22 protein-coding genes are annotated in these 21,211 nt (G+C 67.7%); 14 read left to right on the top strand and 8 right to left on the bottom strand.

What is annotated here, in order from left to right:
• Nucleotides 1-133: 133 nt before the first annotated feature.
• From ACLF6J_RS17455 to ACLF6J_RS17425, 7 genes are all read right to left on the bottom strand, one after another.
• Nucleotides 134-1,615, bottom strand: coding sequence for a ParB/RepB/Spo0J family partition protein (locus ACLF6J_RS17455; protein WP_421076958.1), 1,482 nt, complete (start codon nt 1,613-1,615; stop codon nt 134-136).
• Nucleotides 1,616-1,903: 288 nt separating this feature from the next.
• Entirely contained in the window at nt 1,904-2,821 is a 918-nt protein-coding gene (dprA, locus tag ACLF6J_RS17450; RefSeq protein ID WP_421076957.1) for a DNA-processing protein DprA, read from the bottom strand.
• Between the two features lie 227 nt (nt 2,822-3,048).
• Nucleotides 3,049-4,932: a hypothetical protein gene (locus ACLF6J_RS17445; protein ID WP_421076956.1), complete on the bottom strand. Its 1,884-nt coding sequence runs from the start codon at nt 4,930-4,932 to the stop codon at nt 3,049-3,051.
• Nucleotides 4,933-5,202: 270 nt separating this feature from the next.
• Nucleotides 5,203-5,454: a hypothetical protein gene (locus tag ACLF6J_RS17440; RefSeq protein WP_421076955.1), complete on the bottom strand. Its 252-nt coding sequence runs from the start codon at nt 5,452-5,454 to the stop codon at nt 5,203-5,205.
• A 65-nt stretch (nt 5,455-5,519) separates the two neighbouring features.
• Nucleotides 5,520-6,395 (bottom strand): FHA domain-containing protein, encoded by an 876-nt coding sequence (locus tag ACLF6J_RS17435; RefSeq protein ID WP_421076954.1) that lies wholly within the window; start codon nt 6,393-6,395, stop codon nt 5,520-5,522.
• Complete coding sequence (locus ACLF6J_RS17430; protein WP_421076953.1) at nt 6,395-7,462, bottom strand: M23 family metallopeptidase; 1,068 nt, start codon at nt 7,460-7,462, stop codon at nt 6,395-6,397. Before ACLF6J_RS17430 ends, ACLF6J_RS17435 begins: the two co-directional genes overlap by 1 nt.
• 2 nt (nt 7,463-7,464) lie before the next feature.
• Nucleotides 7,465-8,019, bottom strand: a complete 555-nt coding sequence (locus tag ACLF6J_RS17425) for a hypothetical protein (RefSeq protein WP_421076952.1) — start codon at nt 8,017-8,019, stop codon at nt 7,465-7,467.
• Nucleotides 8,020-8,184: 165 nt separating this feature from the next.
• On the opposite strand from ACLF6J_RS17425, the gene ACLF6J_RS17420 reads away from it, so the two are divergent.
• From ACLF6J_RS17420 to ACLF6J_RS17405, 4 genes are read left to right on the top strand one after another with little or no spacing between them, the layout of a single operon-like run.
• The gene (locus tag ACLF6J_RS17420; protein ID WP_421076951.1) at nt 8,185-8,694 is read left to right on the top strand and encodes a hypothetical protein; all 510 of its coding nucleotides are present in this window, start codon (nt 8,185-8,187) and stop codon (nt 8,692-8,694) included.
• Nucleotides 8,691-9,632, top strand: a complete 942-nt coding sequence (locus tag ACLF6J_RS17415; RefSeq protein ID WP_421076950.1) for a hypothetical protein — start codon at nt 8,691-8,693, stop codon at nt 9,630-9,632. Before ACLF6J_RS17420 ends, ACLF6J_RS17415 begins: the two co-directional genes overlap by 4 nt.
• Entirely contained in the window at nt 9,629-10,783 is a 1,155-nt protein-coding gene (locus ACLF6J_RS17410) for an alpha/beta hydrolase family protein (RefSeq protein ID WP_421076949.1), read from the top strand. Before ACLF6J_RS17415 ends, ACLF6J_RS17410 begins: the two co-directional genes overlap by 4 nt.
• Nucleotides 10,780-11,250 (top strand): hypothetical protein, encoded by a 471-nt coding sequence (locus ACLF6J_RS17405; RefSeq protein ID WP_421076948.1) that lies wholly within the window; start codon nt 10,780-10,782, stop codon nt 11,248-11,250. The genes ACLF6J_RS17410 and ACLF6J_RS17405 overlap by 4 nt, the downstream gene beginning before the upstream one ends.
• Here ACLF6J_RS17405 and ACLF6J_RS17400 read toward each other — a convergent pair.
• Nucleotides 11,247-11,543 (bottom strand): winged helix-turn-helix domain-containing protein, encoded by a 297-nt coding sequence (locus ACLF6J_RS17400; protein ID WP_421076947.1) that lies wholly within the window; start codon nt 11,541-11,543, stop codon nt 11,247-11,249. The two genes, ACLF6J_RS17405 and ACLF6J_RS17400, sit on opposite strands and share 4 nt — an antisense overlap.
• 134 nt (nt 11,544-11,677) lie before the next feature.
• On the opposite strand from ACLF6J_RS17400, the gene ACLF6J_RS17395 reads away from it, so the two are divergent.
• The 10 genes from ACLF6J_RS17395 (at nt 11,678) to ACLF6J_RS17350 (ending at nt 21,179) form a co-directional block, all read left to right on the top strand.
• A complete protein-coding gene (locus ACLF6J_RS17395; RefSeq protein ID WP_421076946.1) occupies nt 11,678-12,289 on the top strand; it encodes a DUF6668 family protein in 612 nt (203 codons plus the stop codon).
• A gap of 12 nt (nt 12,290-12,301) precedes the next feature.
• Entirely contained in the window at nt 12,302-12,598 is a 297-nt protein-coding gene (locus ACLF6J_RS17390; protein ID WP_421076945.1) for a hypothetical protein, read from the top strand.
• 20 nt (nt 12,599-12,618) lie between these two features.
• Nucleotides 12,619-13,347: a hypothetical protein gene (locus ACLF6J_RS17385; RefSeq protein ID WP_421076944.1), complete on the top strand. Its 729-nt coding sequence runs from the start codon at nt 12,619-12,621 to the stop codon at nt 13,345-13,347.
• Between the two features lies 1 nt (nt 13,348).
• A complete protein-coding gene (locus tag ACLF6J_RS17380; protein ID WP_421076943.1) occupies nt 13,349-14,905 on the top strand; it encodes a hypothetical protein in 1,557 nt (518 codons plus the stop codon).
• A gap of 9 nt (nt 14,906-14,914) precedes the next feature.
• On the top strand, nt 14,915-16,435 hold the full coding sequence (locus ACLF6J_RS17375) for an SCO6880 family protein (protein WP_421076942.1): 1,521 nt from the start codon (nt 14,915-14,917) through the stop codon (nt 16,433-16,435).
• Nucleotides 16,436-16,602: 167 nt separating this feature from the next.
• A complete protein-coding gene (locus ACLF6J_RS17370; RefSeq protein WP_421076984.1) occupies nt 16,603-18,063 on the top strand; it encodes an ATP/GTP-binding protein in 1,461 nt (486 codons plus the stop codon).
• Nucleotides 18,060-19,856, top strand: coding sequence for a type IV secretory system conjugative DNA transfer family protein (locus tag ACLF6J_RS17365; RefSeq protein ID WP_421076941.1), 1,797 nt, complete (start codon nt 18,060-18,062; stop codon nt 19,854-19,856). Before ACLF6J_RS17370 ends, ACLF6J_RS17365 begins: the two co-directional genes overlap by 4 nt.
• Nucleotides 19,853-20,344 carry a DUF4913 domain-containing protein gene (locus ACLF6J_RS17360; RefSeq protein ID WP_421076940.1) on the top strand — a complete coding sequence of 164 codons (492 nt, stop codon included), beginning with the start codon at nt 19,853-19,855 and terminating at the stop codon, nt 20,342-20,344. Before ACLF6J_RS17365 ends, ACLF6J_RS17360 begins: the two co-directional genes overlap by 4 nt.
• A gap of 29 nt (nt 20,345-20,373) precedes the next feature.
• A complete protein-coding gene (locus tag ACLF6J_RS17355; RefSeq protein ID WP_421076939.1) occupies nt 20,374-20,586 on the top strand; it encodes a hypothetical protein in 213 nt (70 codons plus the stop codon).
• A gap of 152 nt (nt 20,587-20,738) precedes the next feature.
• Nucleotides 20,739-21,179: a hypothetical protein gene (locus tag ACLF6J_RS17350; protein WP_421076938.1), complete on the top strand. Its 441-nt coding sequence runs from the start codon at nt 20,739-20,741 to the stop codon at nt 21,177-21,179.
• Nucleotides 21,180-21,211: the final 32 nt, after the last annotated feature.

Genomic DNA, 21,211 nt, shown 5'->3' with positions numbered 1-21,211 from the left:
GCCGGCCTCCGTGCCGGCTCCGATCTGCACCGCCGGCCTCCGTGTCGGTGGTGTTGGTCAGCGCCGCCGTGAGGCGGCTCCGTTGGGGCGGGCGGTGGCCCGGCCTTCTCTGTTGAGGCCGGGCCACTGCTTGCTACTCGCCGGGGTCGAAGTCCTCCGCGTCGGCCTCGTCGTGCTCGTCGCCGGGTGTGGTCTTGGCGTCCACGACGATCTGCTCGACATCGGAGAGCGCGTAGCCCCATGCGGCGAGTTGTCCGAAGTACCGCACCGCGGTGCTGCTCGGGTTGCGCCACGTGTGGCGACCGGTGGCCAACTCCATCCCAGCCAACACCACGGCGAGGATCGCGTGCGCTGCCTTCCCGGGCTGCTCGGCGTATCCGTCGACCGGGCTGGCTGACCAGTACCCCTCGGGCTCGGGCAGTCCCAGAAGGACGGCGGCGAACCGGTTACCTGCACCGATAGCGCTGGACACGTCGGCCCGGTACCGGGTCAGGCCGACCGCGACGAACGCCGTGGCGTCCTTCGGGAGGGTCTTGCGAGACAGGAACGACGTGAGCCATTCGCGTCGCACGACCTCGGCAGAGTCCCACGCCTTGTTGTTGGCGATCAGGGTCTTGCGCTCGGCCTTCTGCTCGTCGGTCATCCCGCCGCCGACGTTGCCGCTGGCGCTGACCTTCTTGAAGCCCCATCCCTTCGGGTCGGTGACGAAGTAGGCCACGTCAACGTCGCCGCCGTAGTAGGCGCGCACGTGCGCGAACTTCGGGCTGACCTGGGCGAGGTCCTCGACGGTGACCGGCTCGCCCTCGGCGGTGACCAGATCACGGATGCTGATGTGCTCCTTGTCGTAGTAGGACTCCGGGCGGGATTCGAGGATCGTGAATCCTGCCTCGTCGAGGCGGGTGCGCTCGGCGTTGACCTGCTCGTTGCGTGCGCGGGTGTCGCGCTGGCGCTGCAACTCGTGGGCGAACTGCTCGGGGGAGTCCTCGGCGTACTGTACGAGTCGTTCGACAGCATCCTTGTCGTCCTCGAACTCAATCAGGGCGGCTGCCTGATCGAGGGTCACGTCGTGCTTGCCCGCGATCTTGCCCGCGAACTCGCTTTCTGCGACGGTGATGCCCGCCTCCACGACGGCCTTCTTCACGCCGGTCTGCTTGGCGATCTGGGCGACGTTCAGCCCCTCGAAAGCCAACTGCTGGAACACGGCGGCCCGTTCCGGCTCGGTGAGTCCCGCGCGGTGCTCGTTCTCTGCGAACTGCTCCACGAGTCGGGTCACGGTGGTGTCGTCACCCTCCACGATGTAGGCGGGGATGGTGGGTCGTTCGGCCTTGCGTGCGGCGAGCACTCGGCGCTGGCCCATGCGAACCTGCACGGTGCCGTCCTCGGTGCGTCGGCAGACGACCGGCTCCAAGACTCCGAACTTCTGGATGCTGGCCACGAGGGCCGCGTCCACGTTGACGATCGTTCGCACGTTCGTCTCGACCTCGATGGTGTTCGGGTCGATGTGCTCGATCGTTCCGTGCCCGCCCTCTGTCAGGTCGGTGTGGGTGACCTCCGCGATGATGACGGCTCCCTGCTCCGTCTGCGCGGCGATCGTGTAATCGGCGGTGTCAGTCATGGTTCTCTCTCTCCTTGATCGACTGTTTTTTTGCCCTTCCGGCACAGAGATCGTTTGAGAGTGGAGGCCGCGTAGTGCCTGGTCGTGGAATACCGGACTGAGCGCAGCGAGGGAGGATATGCCGCGAAAGCCGGGCACGAAGCGGCCGGAGCGAACTACGGTCGTCGAGCCGGAAAGGGCAAAAGGTAGCGCTCTTCCACAGCACCGCCGCAGGCGGTTCCGATGCGCACCTGGTGAGGAACGAGCCAGGGCGACAGGCCGGCCCCGGAAGGGCCGGCCCGCGCTGGGCTACAGCTCGGCGGCCTCGTCGGTGTTGGTGACGAGGGTTGCGCCGTGCTCGCGGATGAGGCGGTGGGTGCCGCTGGATGCTGCACTGGTGACCGGGCCGGGGACAGCTCCGACCGGTCGCCCCAGCGCGACGGCGTGGCTCGCGGTGTTCAGCGATCCCGACCGAAACCCGGCCTCGGTCACTAGCACCGCGCCGCTGTTGGCGGCAATGATCCGGTTGCGCTGCAGGAATCGCCACTTGGTGGGCGGCGCTCCGCACGGCAGCTCGGACACGACCGCGCCAGCCTCGACGATTCGGGTCAGTAGCGCGTCGTGCCCTGACGGGTAGAACCGGTCCACTCCTCCGGCGAGATAGGCGACGGTGCGCCCTCCAGATGCCAGAGCGGCACGGTGGGCCATGCCGTCGATGCCGTAGGCGGCACCGGATGCGATGGTGTGTCCTCGGTCGACGAGTCCCGCCGCAATCTCCATCGTGATGTGCTCCCCGTACCCGGTCGCAGCTCGTGCTCCGACGATCGCGGTCGTCTTCACGTCGGTCAGGATCTCCGTGTTGCCGCGCACCCAGAGCGCGTGCGGTGCGTTCTCGCCTAGGTCGTCGACGCGGGTCGGCCAGTGCGGGTGCTCCGGCGTCACCAGCGTTACGCCGAACCGACTGGCGGCCCTTAGCGCCTGCTCGATGCCTCCGATGCTGAACCGGGGGCGTGCCCGGTCGCGCAGCTGCGCGCTGGCTCGGTCGTCGTCGGCGTCGAAGATCACGCGCACCGTCTCGGCGGCGCCGATCGTGTTGACGAGTTTTCCGGCTTCTGAGTCGCCGGGTTCGAGCACGCTCGACAGGATGACGCGCGCGATCGCGTCGACGGTCAGTGCGTGGTGCTGCTGGTGGATAGTTTCGAGTGCGGTTGTGGAGGTGTCAGTCATGGTTCTCTCTCCTTGATCGACTGTGTTTTTGCCCTTCCGGCAACAGAGATCGATTGCGAGTGGACGACCAGGAGTGAACGCAGGGAGCGGTTGCTAAGCGCAGGCGTTAGCCGGAGTCTGCAAATAGCGACCGGAGGGCACGCACGGTTGGGAGCGAGCTACGGTCGGAGTGCTGGAAGGGCAAAACGTGCTTCTGGTGGGCGCCGGCCGCGAACCGCGGCTCCGTCTTACGCCGCGTCGGCGGCGGTGAACGGCGTTGGCCGCAGGATGCCCTCGCGCACGAGCGCGGCCGCCGTGGCGTGGTCGAATCGACCAGGGCCTCGCGTCGGGTATCTCGGGTAGTCGGGTCGGTCGTTCTGATCGAAGAGAACTACGCCGGTCGGCGCTCGTCGGCCGCGTCGCCGCTTGTGCGGGCGTCGCATCCACGTCAGTTCGGCTTGCCACCATGCCCATGCGCCGCGCTCGACGTCGTATCGGGCTGTTCTCGCCTCGAGGTAGCCGTCGACCTCGAGCAGCTGGGCCACCTGGTCGCGCCGGTCGACGTCGGGCCGGTTCCATTCGGTCGACGTTGTTCTCGAGCTGAGGGAGTACCAGGCGAGTCGGTGCAGCGCTCGTCGGATCTCGCGGGGGGAGATCCCGCTGAGCGCACTCAGCTCGGCGGGGCTGCGAGAGACGTCGGGGGAGAGGGCTGCATAGGTTCGTCCAGCTGCGCGACCCAGTGAGTGCGGGGCAGCGAACGTATCGTGCGCGAGGACCTGCAGGGACGCGGTGAGCTGATTAATCCACCAGGTGCGTGCATCGCTGCCGGCGGTAGGCGAGGGGCGCGTGGCCGCTTGTGACCACTTAGAGTCCTCCGATGCTGTGGAGAAGCGCTCAGAGAGCCTGTAGGTCGCGCCGTGCACGCCTTCGGCGGCGTCGACGCGCACCAGCCAGCCGCTCTCGGCGTCCTGCGGGTCCTCCGGGGCGCTGAGGGCTAGCAGGGCGAGGCGGCACGCCTCGCGGCCGTAGCCGGTGTCACGGGCGAGGCGGCGCACGTCGACCTCGACGACGGTGCGGGCGGCTTGGACGAGGTAGAGGCAGACGGCGCGCAGCACGGCGCGGTGGCTGTAGCGGCCGCGGGCGGTGCGTGCGCCGCGTGAGAGGCCGTCCATGCCCCAGAGGCCCGGCATGGCCTGTGCGCGGCTCTCAGCGGCGCGTACAGCGCGCGTGACAGCGATCGCGCGCTCTTGGAAGTCGGCGTCCTGGTTGTCGCCGGCGATCGGGTTGGCGGCGACGTAGTAGACGGTTCGCTGCCAGTCGGCCGCGAGGCGGCGCTGCGCGGCCGCGAGGGGCACGGGCGTGCGTCCGCCGGCGGTCGGGCGGCTGCGTGCGTGCTCGAGCGCGGGGGAGTGGTCCAGCAGGGCGGCGACGTCGGCGTACCGCCACCGGGCGCGGGCGAGGCCCGCGAGCACCGCGGCTTGCGTGGTGGAGCTGTCGGCCGCGGTGGCCTCGGTGAGCAGTGCGCGGATGCGGGCGCTGGGATCCCGGCGCCGGCCGACCAGGTGCGGGTGGCCGTGCTCGTCGCGGCCCATGCCGCGCACGATGCTGACGGGCGCGGAGGGCATGGCCGCTCCTGCGTCGACCAGGAAAGCTCGCAGTAGTGCGAGCTGGTCGATGGTGGTTGCTGCGCGGTGCAGCGTCTCGATCGACCCGCGGGCGATCGTGGATGATCCGCCGGCGCGGTGTGGTGCGCCTGGGGGGCGCACGCATCCGGTGTCAGGGTTGCTGAGTGGGCTCTTGTCGAGCGAGGGGAGGAGGCTGCCGGCGAGGTCCGCGAGTTCGCGGATGAGCTGGGGGTCGGTGGCCTCGTCCAGCGCGACCCAGACGTGGCGGCCGCCGGAGGGGCCGGACACGGTGACCAGGTGCGCGATGTTGAGCTCGTCGAGCCACAGGCTGAGCCTGCCGGCGTCGTGGGCGGCGTTGCCTGCTTTGGCGTCGAGGTCGAAGCACAGGAACCGGTAGCCGCGGCTGTCCGCGAGGTTCATCGCCCACGGTCCCTCGGGTTGATCGCCAGCGATCGGTGCGGTGCTCGAGTAGAGGTTGCTGTAGCCGGTGCTGTCTTGCTCGAGCACGGCGACGCGTACGCGGTCGCGGGGGCTGAGCTCGCGTGTGAGCGCCCAGCTCGCGGCTGCGCGCTCGGAATCTGTTGCAGGAAAATCACCCGATAAAGCCGGGTCTATCCGTGCGGCATGAGCTACTATGGCTGCATCACCTCCTCCGGGAGGAACGACAAAGCTCCGGTTCTACCGGTTGCTTTGTTTGGAGCTCGAACCTCAGGACGCCAATCTCAGAGGGTTTGAGCTAAGACTTAGGGGAGGCCGCCGCGAGGCGGCCTTCTTCTTTTACGCGGCTGTCGTGTGAGCCTCCTCGATGCCGTCGAGTGTGGGGGAGAGCACGGGCAGACTGCCGTGCTCTTGGATTAGGGCGGCGGCAAGCCGCTCGAGGTAGAGCGAGAGCGAGAGGTTCCCGGAATCGCGGCAGGCCTGATCGAACAGGGCGGCGGTGCTGGGCACCTGGCGCACCTTACGCTCGACCACGGGGAGGCCACGGGCCCGGCGAACGCGCTTGATGCCTGCGTTGCTGCCCTGTGTCATGCGGTCATCCTGTTCGATTAACGGGCCGGTTAATCGAAGGCGCGCGGTGTGTCGCCCGATAGCGCTCACCGAGTCCCGCCGGCCTGGATCACGGCGATGGTGACGCGGCAGGTGACGTCGGTGCCGACTCCCAGCCAGTCGTCACCCTGCAGCTCGTAGGGCTTGCCCGGTTCAAGCTCGATCTTCGTTGTGCCGCGCCGGGTGATGTACGTGCCGTTTCCGGAGGCTCGATCGGTGACGACGAGCTTGCTTCCGACCCAGCCGACCTCGCAGTGGACGCGGGACACCTTGCGCTCCTTGTCGTGGATGACCACGAGCTGGGAGCCTGCGGGATCGGTGGCGGTCGCGGCGGGCACGCGGCCGATGATCGCGTGGGGGCCGATCACGGCGGTGTCGCCGGTTGAGAATGCCAGGGTCGCAACGAGCGTGCCCGGCTCGCGGCCGCGAGCGGGCTTCGGTGCGATCACTCTGGGGGTAGTCGCGTCCTGAACTCTGGTCGCGTCGGCAACGCGAGTGATGACGACCGTGTGGGATTCATCGGTGTCAGCCTTGGCTCTGGTAGTGACCTTCGGCGCTGCGGCCGCAGGAGCGGCGGGAGCCTGCTCCACCGGGTCGATGAGGCGCACCGGTGGCCGCGGTGCGACGGCTGGCTTCTTCGCGGCGCCGCGGCCCTTGGCGGGTGTGGGGTCGAGGTCGACCACCTCGCCGTCTGGGTAGACGCCGAGCTTCCATTCGCCGTCTGGATCCACGGTGGTCATTCGCACTCCGCGCGCCAGGCGCGCGGCAACGTCGATCGCGTAGGTGACGACCTGGGCGCGCGTCACTTCGACGTCAGCTGCGGGGTAGTCGACGTGTTTGCCGGCGACGTTCACGTGGGCGCTGCCGTCCGGTTGCATGGTGACGTGTACGACCGGGTAGCTGGGGATCTTCTCGTCGCTCATCAGTAGGTCCTCCTGCAGCTGTCGGGCGGGCACAGGATGATTCCGTACGCCGCGTAGAACTCTTCGGGGCTGACCCATCCGGCGGGCCCGTCGATGCTCTCCGAGCGGGGCAGCGCCGCGACGGCAGGGTTTGTGTTGCCGACGACGTTGATTCGAACGTCGAGGTGACATCCGGTCGAGGGGCCTTCGCTTGCGACGGCCCCGATCACCTGTGCCGGCACCACAGAGTCACCGATGTTGACGACGATTTCCGCGAGCTTCATGTGCAGGTAGGAGACGGTGTAGCCGTCTGGGCTCTTGATCGACAGCTGGTATCCGGCCTTGTAGGTGACGGTGCCGGTGGTGATCGCGTAGACGGGCTGGCCACACGGGTTCGGCCAGTTCTGCAGGTCGACGGCGGGGTGCCACCCGCTCGCACCCTCGACCGGTGCGACGCGGGGGCCGTAGTCGTCGGTCATCTGGAATCCGGCGTTCAGCGGCATGGCGAGGTTGCCGCCCTGGCAGACCGCCTGGCCGCCGCCGGCGAGGTTGCCAACGACCGTCGCAGCTGCCGGGTAGTACCGCTCGTAGTGGTACGGGTCGGCGTTGCCTTGCACCTTGTGAGCCGCGATCGTGGGCGGCAGCGATGCCCAGTTCGGTACCTGCTGCAGAGCTTTGAAGAAGTTGGTCGCGCTGATCGTCGGGTCCATGCGGTCGCTGTAGCTGCCCCATGCTCCGTTGTCGCGCTGCTGGAACAGCCCGCGGCTGTCGGGCCCGGCGGTGTCGCCGTTGTCGAGGACTTGCAGGCTGGACTCGCCCATTGCGGTCATCACGCCGATGATCTGCGCGTCGCGGCCCATGCCGAGTGCGCTGGCGGCGTTCATGATGTACGCGGCATTGGTCAGCTGGACGCCGCTGTATCCCTCGATGGGGCCGGCGGGAACGCTGCCGACGTCGATCACCCGGCCGGGCGCGCACGCTCCGGCTTCTTCGGCCGGGCCGAAGATCAACAGGATGCCCGCCATGAGCGAGCCGACGACTATGAGCGGCAGTGCGATAACGGCCGCGGTTCCCCCGCCCTTGGCCATGGTCAGCCCTGCGCCGGCCTGATTCGGTCCGCGAGCCAGGGGGCGTCGCCGCCTGCTCGCGTGAGCGTGATGTTGTACGGGCCTGCGTCCGTGGGCAGCTGCACGATCAAGCTGACTTCCGTGCTCCCCTCGAGCACGGTCCCGGCGCCGGTGACTTGGCGCACTGGGATTTGCGCGGGGTCGGTGCCTTCGTACGCGACCCCGGCCTGCTGGGTCAGGTGAGGAAGAAGCTCGGCCCACCAGGTGTCGTAGTCCAGCCCCGGTCGGGCGAACGCCTCAAGCGCGGCAGTGGCGGCCTCGAGCGCGCCCGCCTGGCTGTCCCCGCCGGCTTCGGGGGCGGCGCTCACCTCGCCGTCGTCGTGCGGTTCCTCGTTGAGGTTGTCCTGCTCTGTGGTGCCGCCATCGATGCTCGCGGTTGAGGTGGGTGTCGGCGTCGGTCGCGCGTCGACGCACGCGCTGAGAGCCGTAACAGTGGCGATCGCGAGGATGATCGCGGCGGCGGTGTGGTGCGTGCTCGCGCGCGACCCTGAGTGCCTTGATCTCATGACTTCCTTCACTTGACCTCCTTCGATGGCGACTGAGCCGCCTTCGAAACCTGTGTTGAAAGACGGGTTCACCGTTTACTCTTAGCGGAGCGATTGACCACACGGCATTCTCACTATAAGAGCACTTAGCGCGTTTATATTGCGTTTCCGCAACATTGCCACCGGTAGGAGGATTCATTGGAGAAGTCAACAGCGACCGGCCCGGGGTCCTCGGGGCAAGCGTCTGCGGATCTCGCTGCGACGGTGCGTAGCGTCGTGGATGAGCTTGGGTTGTCTCCATATCCGACGTGGGAGGAGGTCCAGGCGCGGGTGTCTGCCCGCTTCGGAAAGCCCCTGCACGTCGCCGCGCTCTCTGGTGATGAGTGGGCCAGTGTCACCGGCCTCTTCCTTGAGGTGGAGGAGGGCGGCTACATCTTCTACCGGGAGTCGGACTCACCCATCTACCAGCAGCACTCGGTCCTGCATGAGTTTGGGCACATCCTCCTCGACGACGACGACTGCCGAATCCTGGACGAGCTGCCTCGGGATCTGGTCGGAGACAGCGGGGTGAGCGGGGCGATCACGCGCGCGGCCGCGCGTGGGCTCGAGGTGAGCGCTACCGAGCTTGCTGCTGAGGCAATTGGGTACGCATTGGCAGAAAGGCTCTTCGGTTCGCAAGTTCTGGGCGAGAGCGCGTTCGGCCTGTGATCAACCTGATCATGTTCGGAGCGCTTGCCGTTCTCGTGCTCCTGCGAGCTCCGGTGGCGCTCAAGCGGCCGGCGGCGCGACCGGCGTGGCTGGCCACTGTGCTCGGCCTCTTGGGGCTCCTGGCCATCGGTGTGATTATCCCGATTCCCGTCGCGGACTCCTGGCTGGGGGGCACAAACGTGTTGCACCTCCTCCGGACGGCCTTGCCGGTAGCGGCCTTCTGGTTTCTACGGGACGCGGTGGCGCTGCAGAGCGGCAGGAAAACCTCCGGTGGTGGGCCTCTGGTTCTCGTTCTTTTGCTGGCCGCCCAGGCGTTCATCTTCTTCCTGATCCCGGATCGAGGCCGGTCGAGCATCTTCTTCGTCGACGAGCACATGATCTACGTCCAGGGCTTCGTGTGGGCCGTTGTGTACGTCAGCGAAATCGTATGGATCGCCCTGACGATGGTCGTGATGCTGCTGCCCCGGTGGAAGGGCATCTACGCGGCCTTCATCGCCGGCGGCCTAGCCACGGTGGCCGGGGGAGTCGCGCTCGTCGTGCACTGCGGCCTGATCCTGGCGGGCGAGCAGGCTCCCGGCGCCGGCGGCGTCCCATGGACGCTGTTCAACTACCTGTTCTACCCGGGCATCTTGATCATCGTGCTTGGCTTCGTCACGATCACCGTGCGGGACTTCTCCCGCGCGGCGCGCTGGAAGCTCGCCGGCTATCGGCTGACCCGAGCGTTGGCCAGCTACGACGACCAGAGCCCTAGACACGTCGCCGGTGCCGAAGCACCTCGAGGGGGAAACGCGATCCTTGCTGCCTATCGAGCCGCGATTCAATTGCGGGATCTTGAGAGCCTTGGGGGAGTGAGCTTGAAGCCGCGCGACACTCGCTTGCTGGCCTCGGTCGAGCGGCGCATGACGGCTTCCCACCTGTCGATGGCGCGGACCCAGTGAACATCGTGATCGCGGTTATCGCGGGCGCGCTGGTGCTGGCCGTTCTCCTGGGCGGGCTCGTTGTGGTCATGGCCGCACGATCACTGGTGATCGGCAGGCCGGCGGCACCCATCAAGTACAGCCGGGTCCGCAAGGACATCGAATTCGACGCCACGGAGCTGACGCGGGCCGCCGGCTCCTACGGCCTGCTGTCGGCGGATGGGGTACACGCTCGGATCGACGCTGTGCTCGAGGAGCATGGCACCGCCGTGAAGCGCACACTGGGACCCGTTACCGGAGGCTCGCTGCCTGATCGAGGCGAGGGCCGTTGGGTCAGGGACGTGTATCCCAGCCCGGCGGAGCTCGGCGTGCCGTTCAGCGACGTTGCGATCATGACAGCAGGTGGCCCCGCGCCTGCATGGCTGATACCCGGTACCGGCGATGACGCCGTGTGGGCTATCCATCTCCACGGAATTCGTACTACGCGATCGGTGGTGTTGCCGTCCGTGAGCGCGCTACTTCCCACGGGGGTCACGTCACTCGTCCCTTCGTGGCGCGGTGACTCGGAGGGCCCGCCAACGGTCGGAGGTGGGTCGTCACTCGGCCAGGAAGAGTGGCGCGACGTCGACGCGGCGCTCGAGTTCGCCGTGGCCTCCGGTGCCCGCTCGATCGTGCTCGTCGGCTGGTCGATGGGAGCGCTGATCAGCAGCTTGCTCCTGCAGAACTCCCGCCACGCGAACCGAGTAGTCGGTGTGGTGATGGTGGCACCGGTTACGAGTTGGCGGACTGTCGTCGCTCACGCGGTTCGAGCAGCACGACTGCCGGCAGTCGTTGCGACGCTCGTCGAGGGCGTCCTGCGCACTCCGGGATTGTGCCGCCTCGCCGGCCTGCCGACACCGGTGCGGCTCTCCGCCCTGGAAAGCGCGGCGGAGCGGGTCACCATTCCTACCCTCGTGATCCACAATCCGGGGGATCCCCTTGCGCCGTTTGATTCCAGCGTGGCGTTCGTCAATCAGAATGACGAAAATGCCGAACTAGTAGTGTTCGAGGAGGCTCCACACGCGATGGAGTGGAATCGAGAACCACGGCGGTTCGAAGAGACCATCACCAACTGGGTCGCGGATGTTGTGGCGCGCGATCGCGCAGCCGCGGGAGAGGAAGAGCGGCCGTGAACGAGAGCGCTGCAGATGGTCCCGGAGAAACCGTTCGTGCGCGTGCTCTCGAGCTCGCGCGGCGGTTGAACCTGCTCCAAGACGTTCACGCCAGCGAGAACGACGGCAAGCCGCTCGCCTTCACCGAATTGAGGGACCGTCTCCTAGAGAACGGCGTGAACCTCTCGGAGGGGCGCTGGGCGTACATGCTCAGCGGCCAAGGCGCCCTGACGACGGACTCGCGCTTGCTCACCGAGCTAGCGCGGTTATTTGAGGTCGACGCTTCCTATCTCCTCGACTGGGAGGACCCGGAGCTCCCAGCGCGAATCCTCGCCAACCGTGAGCTGATCGCGACTTTCCGCCGGAACAAGATCATCAAGGCAGCAGCGCGCTCACTTGGGCCGCTCACTCCGAAGAGCATCGAGGCGCTCTCGAAGATCATTGACGCCGAGATGTCGAAAGACTTCCGGGATAAGGACCAGGGCTAAGAGTCCGCACCCATTTCATGTAGCCACTGCGCGAGTGCGGCGGCGTACGCGGGTCGATTGATCGTTGCATTCACTGTGCGCCCTCGACGCGCGCCCTTGGGAACGTCGAGCGTGACGATCCCTAGGTCCTCAAGGACTGCGACGTGCCGGCCGACCATTGCTGAACTACCGCCGACGAGGGCGGCAAGGTCGGCAAGCGTTGCTGTCCGTCGCGTGAGTAGCGCCTGAATCACCTGCTGACGCTCCCGGCCGTCGAAGACCGCGAACACGTCACCCGCGTTCTGCGGTGTCACTTGAGAACTTTCCGGCACATTCCCATTATCGTGCACGCCTTCACGGAAGTAATGTTGCGGAACAGCAATATTTCTCGTGGAACTGGATTATCTTGATAGGGAACGCTCTGTCTACATCAAAGCAAGGGGGAGCAGTGCCTGAGAACCCATGGGTGCGCCCGGCACCGTCATCTGAGCCGGCGCCGGAGCTCGTCGAGGCGCCGGCCGCTGCGCCGGCCCAGCTCGTCGGGGTCACCGCGCCGCAGTACGGAGTGCCGGTGCCCGATCGCGCCGACCGCCTCCCACAGCGCATCACACCACACGGCGCGACCGTGTGGTGGCTCGGGGTCAATGGAGGGTCGGGGGAGTCCACCCTGGCCGCGCTGGCGCGCGGATCCCGCGCCGCTGATCACGCATGGCCGATTCCAGAGAACCGCGGCTCTTTGAGTCGCGTCGTTCTCCTCGCCCGCACGAACTACACCGGCCTTACCTCAGCGCAGCGGGCGGCGACGGAGTGGGCCTCGGGCGCGCTGGGAGACGCGGTGCGCGTCGATGGTCTGGTGCTCATCCCTGACATGCCCGGTCGGATGCCCAAGGAGCTGCGCCACCTGGCGCAGGTCGTCTCCGGTGGCGTCCCGCACACCTGGACGCTCCCGTGGGTTGAGGCGTGGCGGTTCGGCCCGCTCGACCCGGCGGCTCAACTGCCCAAAGACTTCGCCGCCCTGCTAACCGATCTCCACCTCAACACCGCCGCACCACAACACTGAAAGGTCCCAGCTATGTCACTTCTCGCATCCGTCGTCGACGCACTCTCAACCATCCCTCTTGCGATTCCCGATCCTGACCCGGCGCCGCCGCCCGGCTTCGAGGGGCCGGTCGGGATCCTCTTCGGCTGGCTCAAGTGGGGCGGCCTCGCGATCGCAGTGGCCGGCGTCATGATCATCGGCGGAAAGATGGCTATCAACATCCGCCGCGGTGAGGCCGCCGGCGAATTGGGCCAGCTCCTATTCGTCGCGCTCGGCTGCATTCTCATCGGCGCGGCAGCGTCACTCGTCGGATTCCTCTCCGGCGCCTGATCCAACTAAGGGAGTTCAGCGTGTCAGACGACAACACTCAGCCGGAGAACCCGTTCGCACGACGCGGCTTCATTGCCGCGGCGATCGTCGTTGGGGTCATCGTGCTCGCCGGCGTGATCGTGCTCGTCACGTCGCTCACTTCCCCGAAGGGCGACCCCGTGGTGCAACCCACGAACACCGGGGGGCCCGTGGCCGCCGGTGACGACAAGAGCATCTGCGGCCTCGAGGGATTCGAGGAAGAGAGCACGTTGACGGAGGCCCCCGACACCGAATGGGAGTTGGTCGGTACGGTCGCCGCTCCCACCGACCCGGAGGGTGCGGGGCCGGGGGTCATCGCCGCTGATGGCTTCCGTTCGTGCTACGCACACACGGCGCAGGGCGCGCTCTACTTCACGGTGAACTTCCTGGCGATCGGCACCGACGCGACAATTCGCGATCAGCTGATCGACCTGGTGCAGGCGGGCCCCGGTCGGGACGCAGCCCAAGAGGCTCAGGAGAACTCGACCGGAGATTCCGGGTCGGGGATCCGGGCGCAGGTGGCGGGCTTCAAGATCGGATCGTACGACGGCGATTCCGCCACCGTAGACCTAGCGCTTAACACGAGCACCGGCGTGCTGGTCAGCCAGCCGATCAAGCTGGTGTGGGAGGCCGGCGACTGGAAGGTGATCTTCGCAGAGGACGGCACCCTGCCGCTCGAGCCGGCTCAGCTGCAGAGTCTCGGAGGCTACATCCCGTGGGCGGGGGCGTGACGTGGCCTGCGAACCCCTCGACATCATTTGCGGAATCACGGACGGCATTGGGGATGTAGTTTCCGCGGCAGCGAATAACACGCTGCAGGAGCTGACGAACCAGGCGCTCGAAGGGTTTGGGCAGGCGGTCGGGAGCCTCGGCACCATGTGGGTCTACCTCCCCTCGCCAGTCCTGACGTCGGGTACGGGCGACGCCGGCGGCGGCACCCCTCCGGGTACCGCTGGTGTGACCACGATCCTCGGGTACGTGCAGTGGATCGCGCTGGCGATCTGCGTCATGTCGATCATCGCGGTTGGGGTGATGCTCGCGATTCGCCTGCGTCGCGGTGACGGCGGGCAGCTCCTCGGCCGACTCGGTATTGTCCTCGGGGCGGTCATCCTGATCTCTGGCGGCACCACCCTCGTTGCAGGTCTGCTGCCGAACTCAGCCCCTGAGGGCTCAGCGTCGACGGTCGGGTTCTTGCAGAACTCCTTGTGGTGGTACGTCGGCGCCATGGCGGTCGTGTCGGTGATCGTCGCCGGCATCCGCATGGCGTGGGAACAGCGCGCCAACCCTGGCAAGGAGTTGCTGCAGTCGCTGCTCACCCTCGTAGTGGTCGCCGGCGCCGGCCTAACGATCATCGGCCTCGCGGTTTCCGCAACGGATGCCTTCTCCGTGTGGGTGCTCAACAGCGCGACGCAGTGCGACGTCTCCACGGCGGGGGAGTCCAACTGTTTCGGCACGAACGTCGCTGGAATGATCGCCCTGAGCACGACGTCACCGATCGCTCTCATCGGCATCCTGATCCTGGCTTTGCTCGCGATGCTCATGGCGTGGGTGCAGGTCGCACTCATGATCGTGCGCGGGGGACTGCTCGTGGTCCTCGCGGGCGTTCTGCCGATCACGGCGAGCTTCACGAATACGCAGATGGGCCGTCAGTGGTTCCAGAAGGCGATCGGCTGGACTATCGCCTTCATCCTCTACAAGCCCGCGGCGGCGCTGATCTACGCAGCCGCGTTCCGGCTGGTCGGCTCGGATGCGTTCGCGGATGACGGCGTGGGCCTCGTGTCCATCCTGACCGGCATCGGCCTCATGCTGCTGGCTCTGTTCGCTCTGCCGGCGCTGCTGCGCTTCGTTGCTCCGATGACGGGGGCCGCGATCGGCGGCGGTAGCGGAGGGCTGGCCATGGGCGCCATGGGTGCGGCTATGGGCGTCGAGGCGGCCACAGGTGCGATCCAGCGCACGTCGTCCTCGTCCGTCAGCGCGCCTGCTTCATCGTCCGCGCCGTCTGGTGCGTCGAGCGCTGGCGGCGCCGGAGCGGGTGCCGCCGGATCCTCCGGAGCGGCTGGTGCCGGCAGCGGTGCCGCAGCTGGTGGGGGAGCGGCAGCGGGTGGTAGTGCGGCAGCTGGTGGCGCTGCAGCCGGGGGTGCCGCCGCGGCGGCGGCCGCGACCGGTGTAGGGATTCCAGTCGCGGCGGGTATCGCCGTGGCTCAGGGAGCCGCGCAGGTGGGCGGACAGATCAAATCCGGTATCCAGTCCGCAGCGGCGGACTCGGCCGGTGAACCAAGCGGAGCGTAAGGGGAAATCATGAGCGCGACCACAGCAAATCAGGCGGGGCCCGCAGCGCCTCGCACCTACGGCAACTGGACGCGTCCGAAGTCGGCCGGCCTGCTCGGCCTTGGCGCGATCGGAACGGTGGTGCTCTTCATCGGGATCGGCGTCACGATCATCGTGTCCGTCGTCGGGGGCCTCCTGGGCGGCTTCGTCGTCGCCATGGTGACCCTCGGTTTCCTGCTGCTGATCGCCTTGCGTGACAAGCACGGGCAGAGCACGCTCGCGCGGACGGCAACTCGAGCGGGATGGACGAGCACACGTGCACGCCGGAAGAACATCTACCGCTCGGGGCCGCTCGGCCGCGCGGACTGGGGCACAACTCAGTTGCCGGGGCTCGCCGCCGCGTCGCGGCTGACGGAGTGGCGCGACTCGTATCAGCGCCCGTTCGCGATGATCCAGGTTCCGTCGACGTCGGACTACACCATCGTCATCGGCTCGGAGCCGGACGGCTCTTCGCTCGTCGACAAGGAACAGGTCGATGTGTGGGTTGCCGAGTGGGGCATGTGGCTGGCGAACGTGGCCGACGAACCCGGCCTCGAGGCGGTATCGGTCACGATCGAGACGGCACCCGACACCGGGCTCAAGCTGCAGCGCATGATCCAGAACGGCATCGTCGACGACGCGCCGGAGTTCTCCAAGCGGCTGCTCAACGACATTCAGAACACCTACCCCTCGGGCGCGGCGGTGGTGCGGGCCTACATCGCGCTCACCTTCAACGCGGCCTCGCGATCGGGTGGCCGCAAGCGCACCCCTGATGAAATGGGCCGCGAGCTCGCGTCGCGGATCCCCGGCCTCACACAGGCTCTCTCGGCAACTGGGGCGGGTGCGGTGCACCCGCTGAACGCGCAGGAGCTGTGCGAGGTTATCCGCATCGCGTACGACCCGGCGGCGGCAGTGCTCATCGACGAGGCGAACGCCGCCGGCGAGCCACCGGAGCTGTACTGGCCGGAGGTTGGCCCCACGGCTGCGCAGGCGACGTGGGACTCGTACCGTCACGACTCCGCTACCTCGGTGACATGGATGATGAGCACTGCGCCTCGAGGCAACGTGCCCTCGAGCATCCTCGCCCGGCTCTTGGCGCCGCACCGCGACATCGCGCGCAAGCGCGTCACGCTGCTCTACCGGCCGATCGACGCCGCGCGAGCCGCGGCGATCGTCGAGGCCGACGTGCGGGCCGCCAGCTTCAACCTGTCAGCCTCCGACCGCCCCTCGGCGCGGAACCTGCAGAGCACGCGTGCTGCGTTCGCGACCGCAGCTGAGGAAGCTTCCGGCGCCGGTCTGGTGAACTTCGGGATGCTGGTCACCGCCACGGTCACTGATCACTCGCGCGAGGCCGATGCGCGTGCGGCGATCGACAACCTGACGGCCACGGCCAGGCTCCGGGTACGCCTGGTGCACGGTTCGCAGGATTCCGCGTTCGCGGCCGCGTTGCCGCTCGGCTTGGTGCTGCCGAAGCATTTGAAGGTCCCCGCGGAAGTGCGAGGCCAGCTGTGAGCGTTCAGGAGGGTCGCCGCAGCCACCGCGTCGGCCGGAAGGAGAGCAAGGCGCTGCGTCGCCTCGAGCGCGAGGAGGCTGCTGCTGCTGCGGCCACCAAGCGTGCGGAGGTTCGCCACCGGCCCGCGTCTCGCGGCTGGTGGCAGCCCGCCGCTGGCGCGTCGACCATGATCCAGCCCGTCGACGAGTACCGCGGCACGACGGTGCAGGTCTGCGGCCTGTGGCCTTACGTGGTCGGTGCTGGTACGCCCATGGTGGGCGTGCCTCTCGGCCTGAACCTGATCAACGGTTCGACCGTTTGCGGCGACCCGATCTCCTGGTTCCAGCAGAACCTCATCGGCAACCCGTCCGTCTTCGTCCTCGGCCTACCGGGGCTCGGTAAGTCGACGATCATCCGTCGCATGGCCGCCGGCGGCGCCGGCTTCGGTGCCCTCCCGCTGGTCCTCGGTGACCTCAAGCCCGACTACGTGGATCTGATCAAGGCTCTGGGTGGTCAGGTGATTACCCTCGGCCGCGGCCGCGGGCACCTGAACGTGCTCGACCCCGGCGAGGCAGTGGAGGCCGCCGAACGGCTCCGCGCGGCCGGGAAGGAGAAGGAGCGCGCGCAGGTCCTCGCGGACGCTCACGGCCGCCGGCACACGATGGTGTCGGCGCTGCTGACGATCCTCCGCAAGGAGCCGCCGACCGATCGTGAAGAGTCGATCATCGACCGCGCTCTCAAGGTTCTCGACGAGCGTGGCGACGGTGTGCCGATTCTCGGTGATCTGCTCAAGGTCATCCAGGATGCCCCACCGGAGATCCGCGCTGTCGCGCTCGATCGCGGGGATGACACCCGATACAAGAAGATCACCGAGAACCTCGAGGCGTCCCTGATCAGCTTGACCTCGGGCGGTCGGCTGGGCGAAATGTTCGCCCAGCAAACTGATGTGCCCATGGTGCGCGATCGCCCCGTGGTCTACGACGTCTCCTCAGTCGACGACTCCGACACCGATCTGCAGGCGGCGATCCTGCTCGCCTGCTGGTCTGCCGGCTTCGGCACCGTGAACGTGGCCAACGCTCTGGCGGACGCCGGCCTCGAACCGCGGCGCCACTACTTCGTCATCCTCGACGAGCTGTGGCGGGCGCTGCGCGCTGGACGCGGGATGGTCGAGCGCGTCGACGCGCTCACCCGACTCAACCGGCAGCGAGGCGTCGGCCTGGCCATGATTTCCCACACGATGAGCGACCTCCTCGCGCTCCCCACGGAGGAGGAGCGGATGAAGGCCCGCGGCTTCGTGGAACGTGCCGGCATGGTGATCGCCGGCGGTCTGCCGGGTGCCGAAATGACGATGCTCACCTCTGCGGTCCCGCTCTCGCGCGCTGAACAGGATCTGCTCGTCTCATGGCAGGACCCGCCCGCGTGGGACTCGTCGACGGGCAAGGAGGCTGAGCCTCCCGGCCGCGGCAAGTTCCTCGTCAAGGTCGGTGGGCACCCCGGCACCCCATTGAAGGTGCAGCTGATGGGCCTCGAGCTGGCGGTGAACGACACGAACCGCATGTGGCACTCCGGCGCCGCGGTGCCGGTCCCGGTTGACCTCGACGACGCACGCCCTGAGCTGGCGATCGTGGACCAGGGCGGCGCAGCGTGAGCCAGCCAAACCGCAAGCGGGAGCCCGGCGCCCTCGACGGAACGACGGTCGCAGTCGGGATCATCCTCGGCCTGCTGATCGCCGTGGTGGGTGTCATCTGGGCAGCGGTCGCCCTCGGCTCCCGCATCGACGGAGTGAATCCTGATCTGACGCGCAACCCGCTCGAGGTGGTGTTCGGCCTCCTCCGCGGCCGCGTCGTCTGGCCGCCGTCGTCGACGGCGCTGGCGATCGTGTTCAGCGTGATCGCCGTGGCGATCGGCGCCGGCATCGGCGTGCTGGCGTCTCGCGTTGGTCGACGTCGCACACGCGTCGATCGCTCGTCGGCGTATCTCGCCCGCGGGCGCGACCTCGAGGAGTTGAGCCGCAAGGGCGCTGGCCGCACCGCGGCCCGCCTCGGGGTGACGGGCACGCCGGGGATCCCGCTCGGCAAGTCCATTCCGGGCGGGCAACAGCTCTTCGCCCTCTGGGAATACGTCATGATCGCGCTTGCAGGGCCTCGCGTCGGCAAGACGACGACGCTGGTTATCCCGGCGATCCTTGAGGCGCCGGGCGCGGTCGTCACGACGTCGAACAAACGCGACGTCGTGGACGGCACGCGGGATCCTCGTGCGCTGGTCGGTGACGTCTGGATCTTCGACCCTCAGGGCATCGCGCTCGAGCAGCCGACCTGGTGGTGGAACCCGCTCTCGTACGTCAAGGATGATGTCAAGGCGTTCAAGCTTGCCGAGCACTTCGCATCGTCCGCTAGAGCGGACGGTGCCGTGCAGGACGCATTCTTTGAGCCCGCTGGGCAGGATCTCCTCGCCGGCATGCTCCTTGCGGCCGCGCTCGGTCGCAAGCCCATCACTCAGGTCTTCACCTGGCTAAGCGAGCCCACCAACGAGGAGGCGGTCGATATCCTGCGCCTTCACGAATACGACCTCATCGCAGCTGATGTGCAGGGCGTCATCATGGCTCCGGAGAAGCAGCGGGGCGGCGTGTTCGGCACGGCTCGCCAAATGGCGGCCTGCTTGAAGATCCGCGCGATTGATCGTTGGGTGGCCCCGGTCGGGGGCAACGTCACCGGCGATCGTCGGCCGCACTTCGACCCTGACGCGTTCGTGCGCGGCACGGGCACTCTCTACTCGCTCTCCAAGGAGGGCCAGGGCAGCGCCGGCGCTCTCGTGACCGCGCTCACCGCCGCGGTGGTGGAGGCGGCGGAAGAGTATGCGACCACGCAGCCGGGCGGGCGGCTGGCCGTGCCCATGCTCGTCGTGCTCGACGAGGCCGCGAACGTGTGCCGTTGGAAGAACCTGCCCGACCTGTACTCGCACTACGGTTCGCGCGGCATCCCGATCATGTCTCTCTTCCAGTCCTGGTCACAGGGGCAGGTGGTGTTCGGCCGCGAGGGCATGCGCAAGCTGTGGTCAGCGTCGAACGTGAAGCTGTACCTCGGGGGAGTGTCGGAAGCGGACTTCCTGCGCGAGCTCTCCGAGCTCGTTGGCGACTACGACAAGTCGACGGCCTCGGTCAGCTACAACAGGGGGCTACGCTCCACGAATCACCAGCTGCGCCGTGAGCGCATCCTGGATGCCTCCGAGCTGGCTGCGTTGCCGCGCGGCCGCGCGGTGATGCTCTCCTCCGGATCGCCGGCAGCGCTCATCGAGACGGTGCCGTGGATGAAGGGCAAGCACGCTCAGGCTGTGCGCGAGTCGATCGCCGCGCACGATCCTGCGGTGCCGGTGACTGTGACCGCTCCGAGTGCAGCTCCGGTGGCCACGATCGACCCTGACCTCGAGGGCGATCGCTCATGAGCGGAGACGACGTCGCAGAGTGGGACCTGGCGCCGGCGGCGACACCGGCTAAGCCGATGCCCAAGCTCCCTCCTCGGCCGGGCACTGCTCCGGTCGACGAGGCCCCCGCCGAGCCAGCCTCGGTCGTGGCGCCGGTCGAGCCTCAGCTGTACTTCGGCTCCGTCGACGAGTTCGTGCGGGAGAAGTTGATCTACACATACTCGCGCCGCGTCGGGCCCAAGGGGCAGTTCCGGTGGGATGAGAACTGGTGGATGTATCCGGAGGCGATTAGCCGCCTCGACGCGCTGTGGCGCGCGTGGGAGGCTCTGCGCCTCGAGGGCACGTTCGGGATGAGCGCCTGGTGGCGCGATCACGCCGACCACCACATGCGCATGCTCATGGCGCCGGATGGGGTCTTTGCTGCGTCTCGCAGCGAGAACGCTCAGGGCGACCCGCTGCCATACAAAGCGCCGCCGGCCGGCATGTTCGTCGACGTCCGAACCCTGTGAGCTGATACACACGCTGCCAGACTGGCTCAATGACATACCGAGCGGCGCGCTGGGCGGCGCTCGCACCCGGCGACTCCGTGCGCCTTCGACCCAAGCGCACCCCGGGGGAGCGCGTCGAAACCACCGTCGTGCAGCTTCTGGACCGGAACCTCGCTGATGGCCTCGGATTCGTCGACGATGCCGGCGAGGTCTTCCGGCAGTTCTACTACGACCTCGAAATCTTTACATCCCCCGCTCCATAGCTGGAAGCGTGCCCCCGCCCGGGCAGCTGTCAAGGGTGCCCCGGAGGGGCATCGCAGCCGCGACGCGCAGCGCCCTTGACAGCTGATCGAGGCGGGGCGAAACCCTCACGTAGGGGAGCGGGGGAGTACATGCCCGGCCTTAGGCTCGGGCTATGAACGTGGCGCACCCGTCTGACTCGTCGGCCCAGCGCGCGGCCGAACCCCTGATCGTTGCTGCCGTTGCCGAGCACGTCGGCCTCGAGCTCACGGCGGAGACAATCGACCTGGGCGACGGGGTGCAGGTCCAGATCGACGGTGCGTCGTCGGACCGCTCGGTTCTGGTGGAGGCGTACGCGCACGTCGGGCCGCTGCTCAGTGGGCAGAGCAGGAAACTGACGACTGATGCGTTCAAGCTGGTCTGGGCAGGCCGGCGGCTCGGCGCGAGCCGCCTCGTGATCGCTGTGGCCGATGTCGACGCGGAAGCCTATCTACTACGCCCGCGCGCGTGGCTGACTGCCGCCCTACGAGACTCAGCGGTGGAGGTGCTTCGGGTGTCGATCGACACAGCGACCACGGCGCGCGTCGTCGAGGCGCAGCGCGTCCAGTTCCGGTAAGCCTCACAATGGGCTGGTGAGTGTTCCGACCG

This window comes from Microbacterium sp. IO18, assembly GCF_049099505.1.
Taxonomy (GTDB): Bacteria; Actinomycetota; Actinomycetes; order Actinomycetales; family Microbacteriaceae; genus Microbacterium; species Microbacterium aurugineum.
This window is presented reverse-complemented; position numbering and strand designations above follow the sequence as displayed.

Bases quoted from the DNA above. Each gene is read 5' to 3' on its own strand.
- ACLF6J_RS17375 (WP_421076942.1), top strand. From the start codon at position 14,915: ATGAGCGCGACCACAGCAAATCAGGCGGGGCCCGCAGCGCCTCGCACC.
- ACLF6J_RS17360 (WP_421076940.1), top strand. From the start codon at position 19,853: ATGAGCGGAGACGACGTCGCAGAGTGGGACCTGGCGCCGGCGGCGACA.
- ACLF6J_RS17390 (WP_421076945.1), top strand. From the start codon at position 12,302: ATGTCACTTCTCGCATCCGTCGTCGACGCACTCTCAACCATCCCTCTT.
- ACLF6J_RS17430 (WP_421076953.1), bottom strand. From the start codon at position 7,462: ATGGCCAAGGGCGGGGGAACCGCGGCCGTTATCGCACTGCCGCTCATA.
- ACLF6J_RS17440 (WP_421076955.1), bottom strand. From the start codon at position 5,454: ATGACACAGGGCAGCAACGCAGGCATCAAGCGCGTTCGCCGGGCCCGT.
- ACLF6J_RS17350 (WP_421076938.1), top strand. From the start codon at position 20,739: ATGAACGTGGCGCACCCGTCTGACTCGTCGGCCCAGCGCGCGGCCGAA.
- ACLF6J_RS17455 (WP_421076958.1), bottom strand. From the start codon at position 1,615: ATGACTGACACCGCCGATTACACGATCGCCGCGCAGACGGAGCAGGGA.
- dprA (WP_421076957.1), bottom strand. From the start codon at position 2,821: ATGACTGACACCTCCACAACCGCACTCGAAACTATCCACCAGCAGCAC.
- ACLF6J_RS17435 (WP_421076954.1), bottom strand. From the start codon at position 6,395: ATGAGCGACGAGAAGATCCCCAGCTACCCGGTCGTACACGTCACCATG.
- ACLF6J_RS17355 (WP_421076939.1), top strand. From the start codon at position 20,374: ATGACATACCGAGCGGCGCGCTGGGCGGCGCTCGCACCCGGCGACTCC.
- ACLF6J_RS17370 (WP_421076984.1), top strand. From the start codon at position 16,603: ATGATCCAGCCCGTCGACGAGTACCGCGGCACGACGGTGCAGGTCTGC.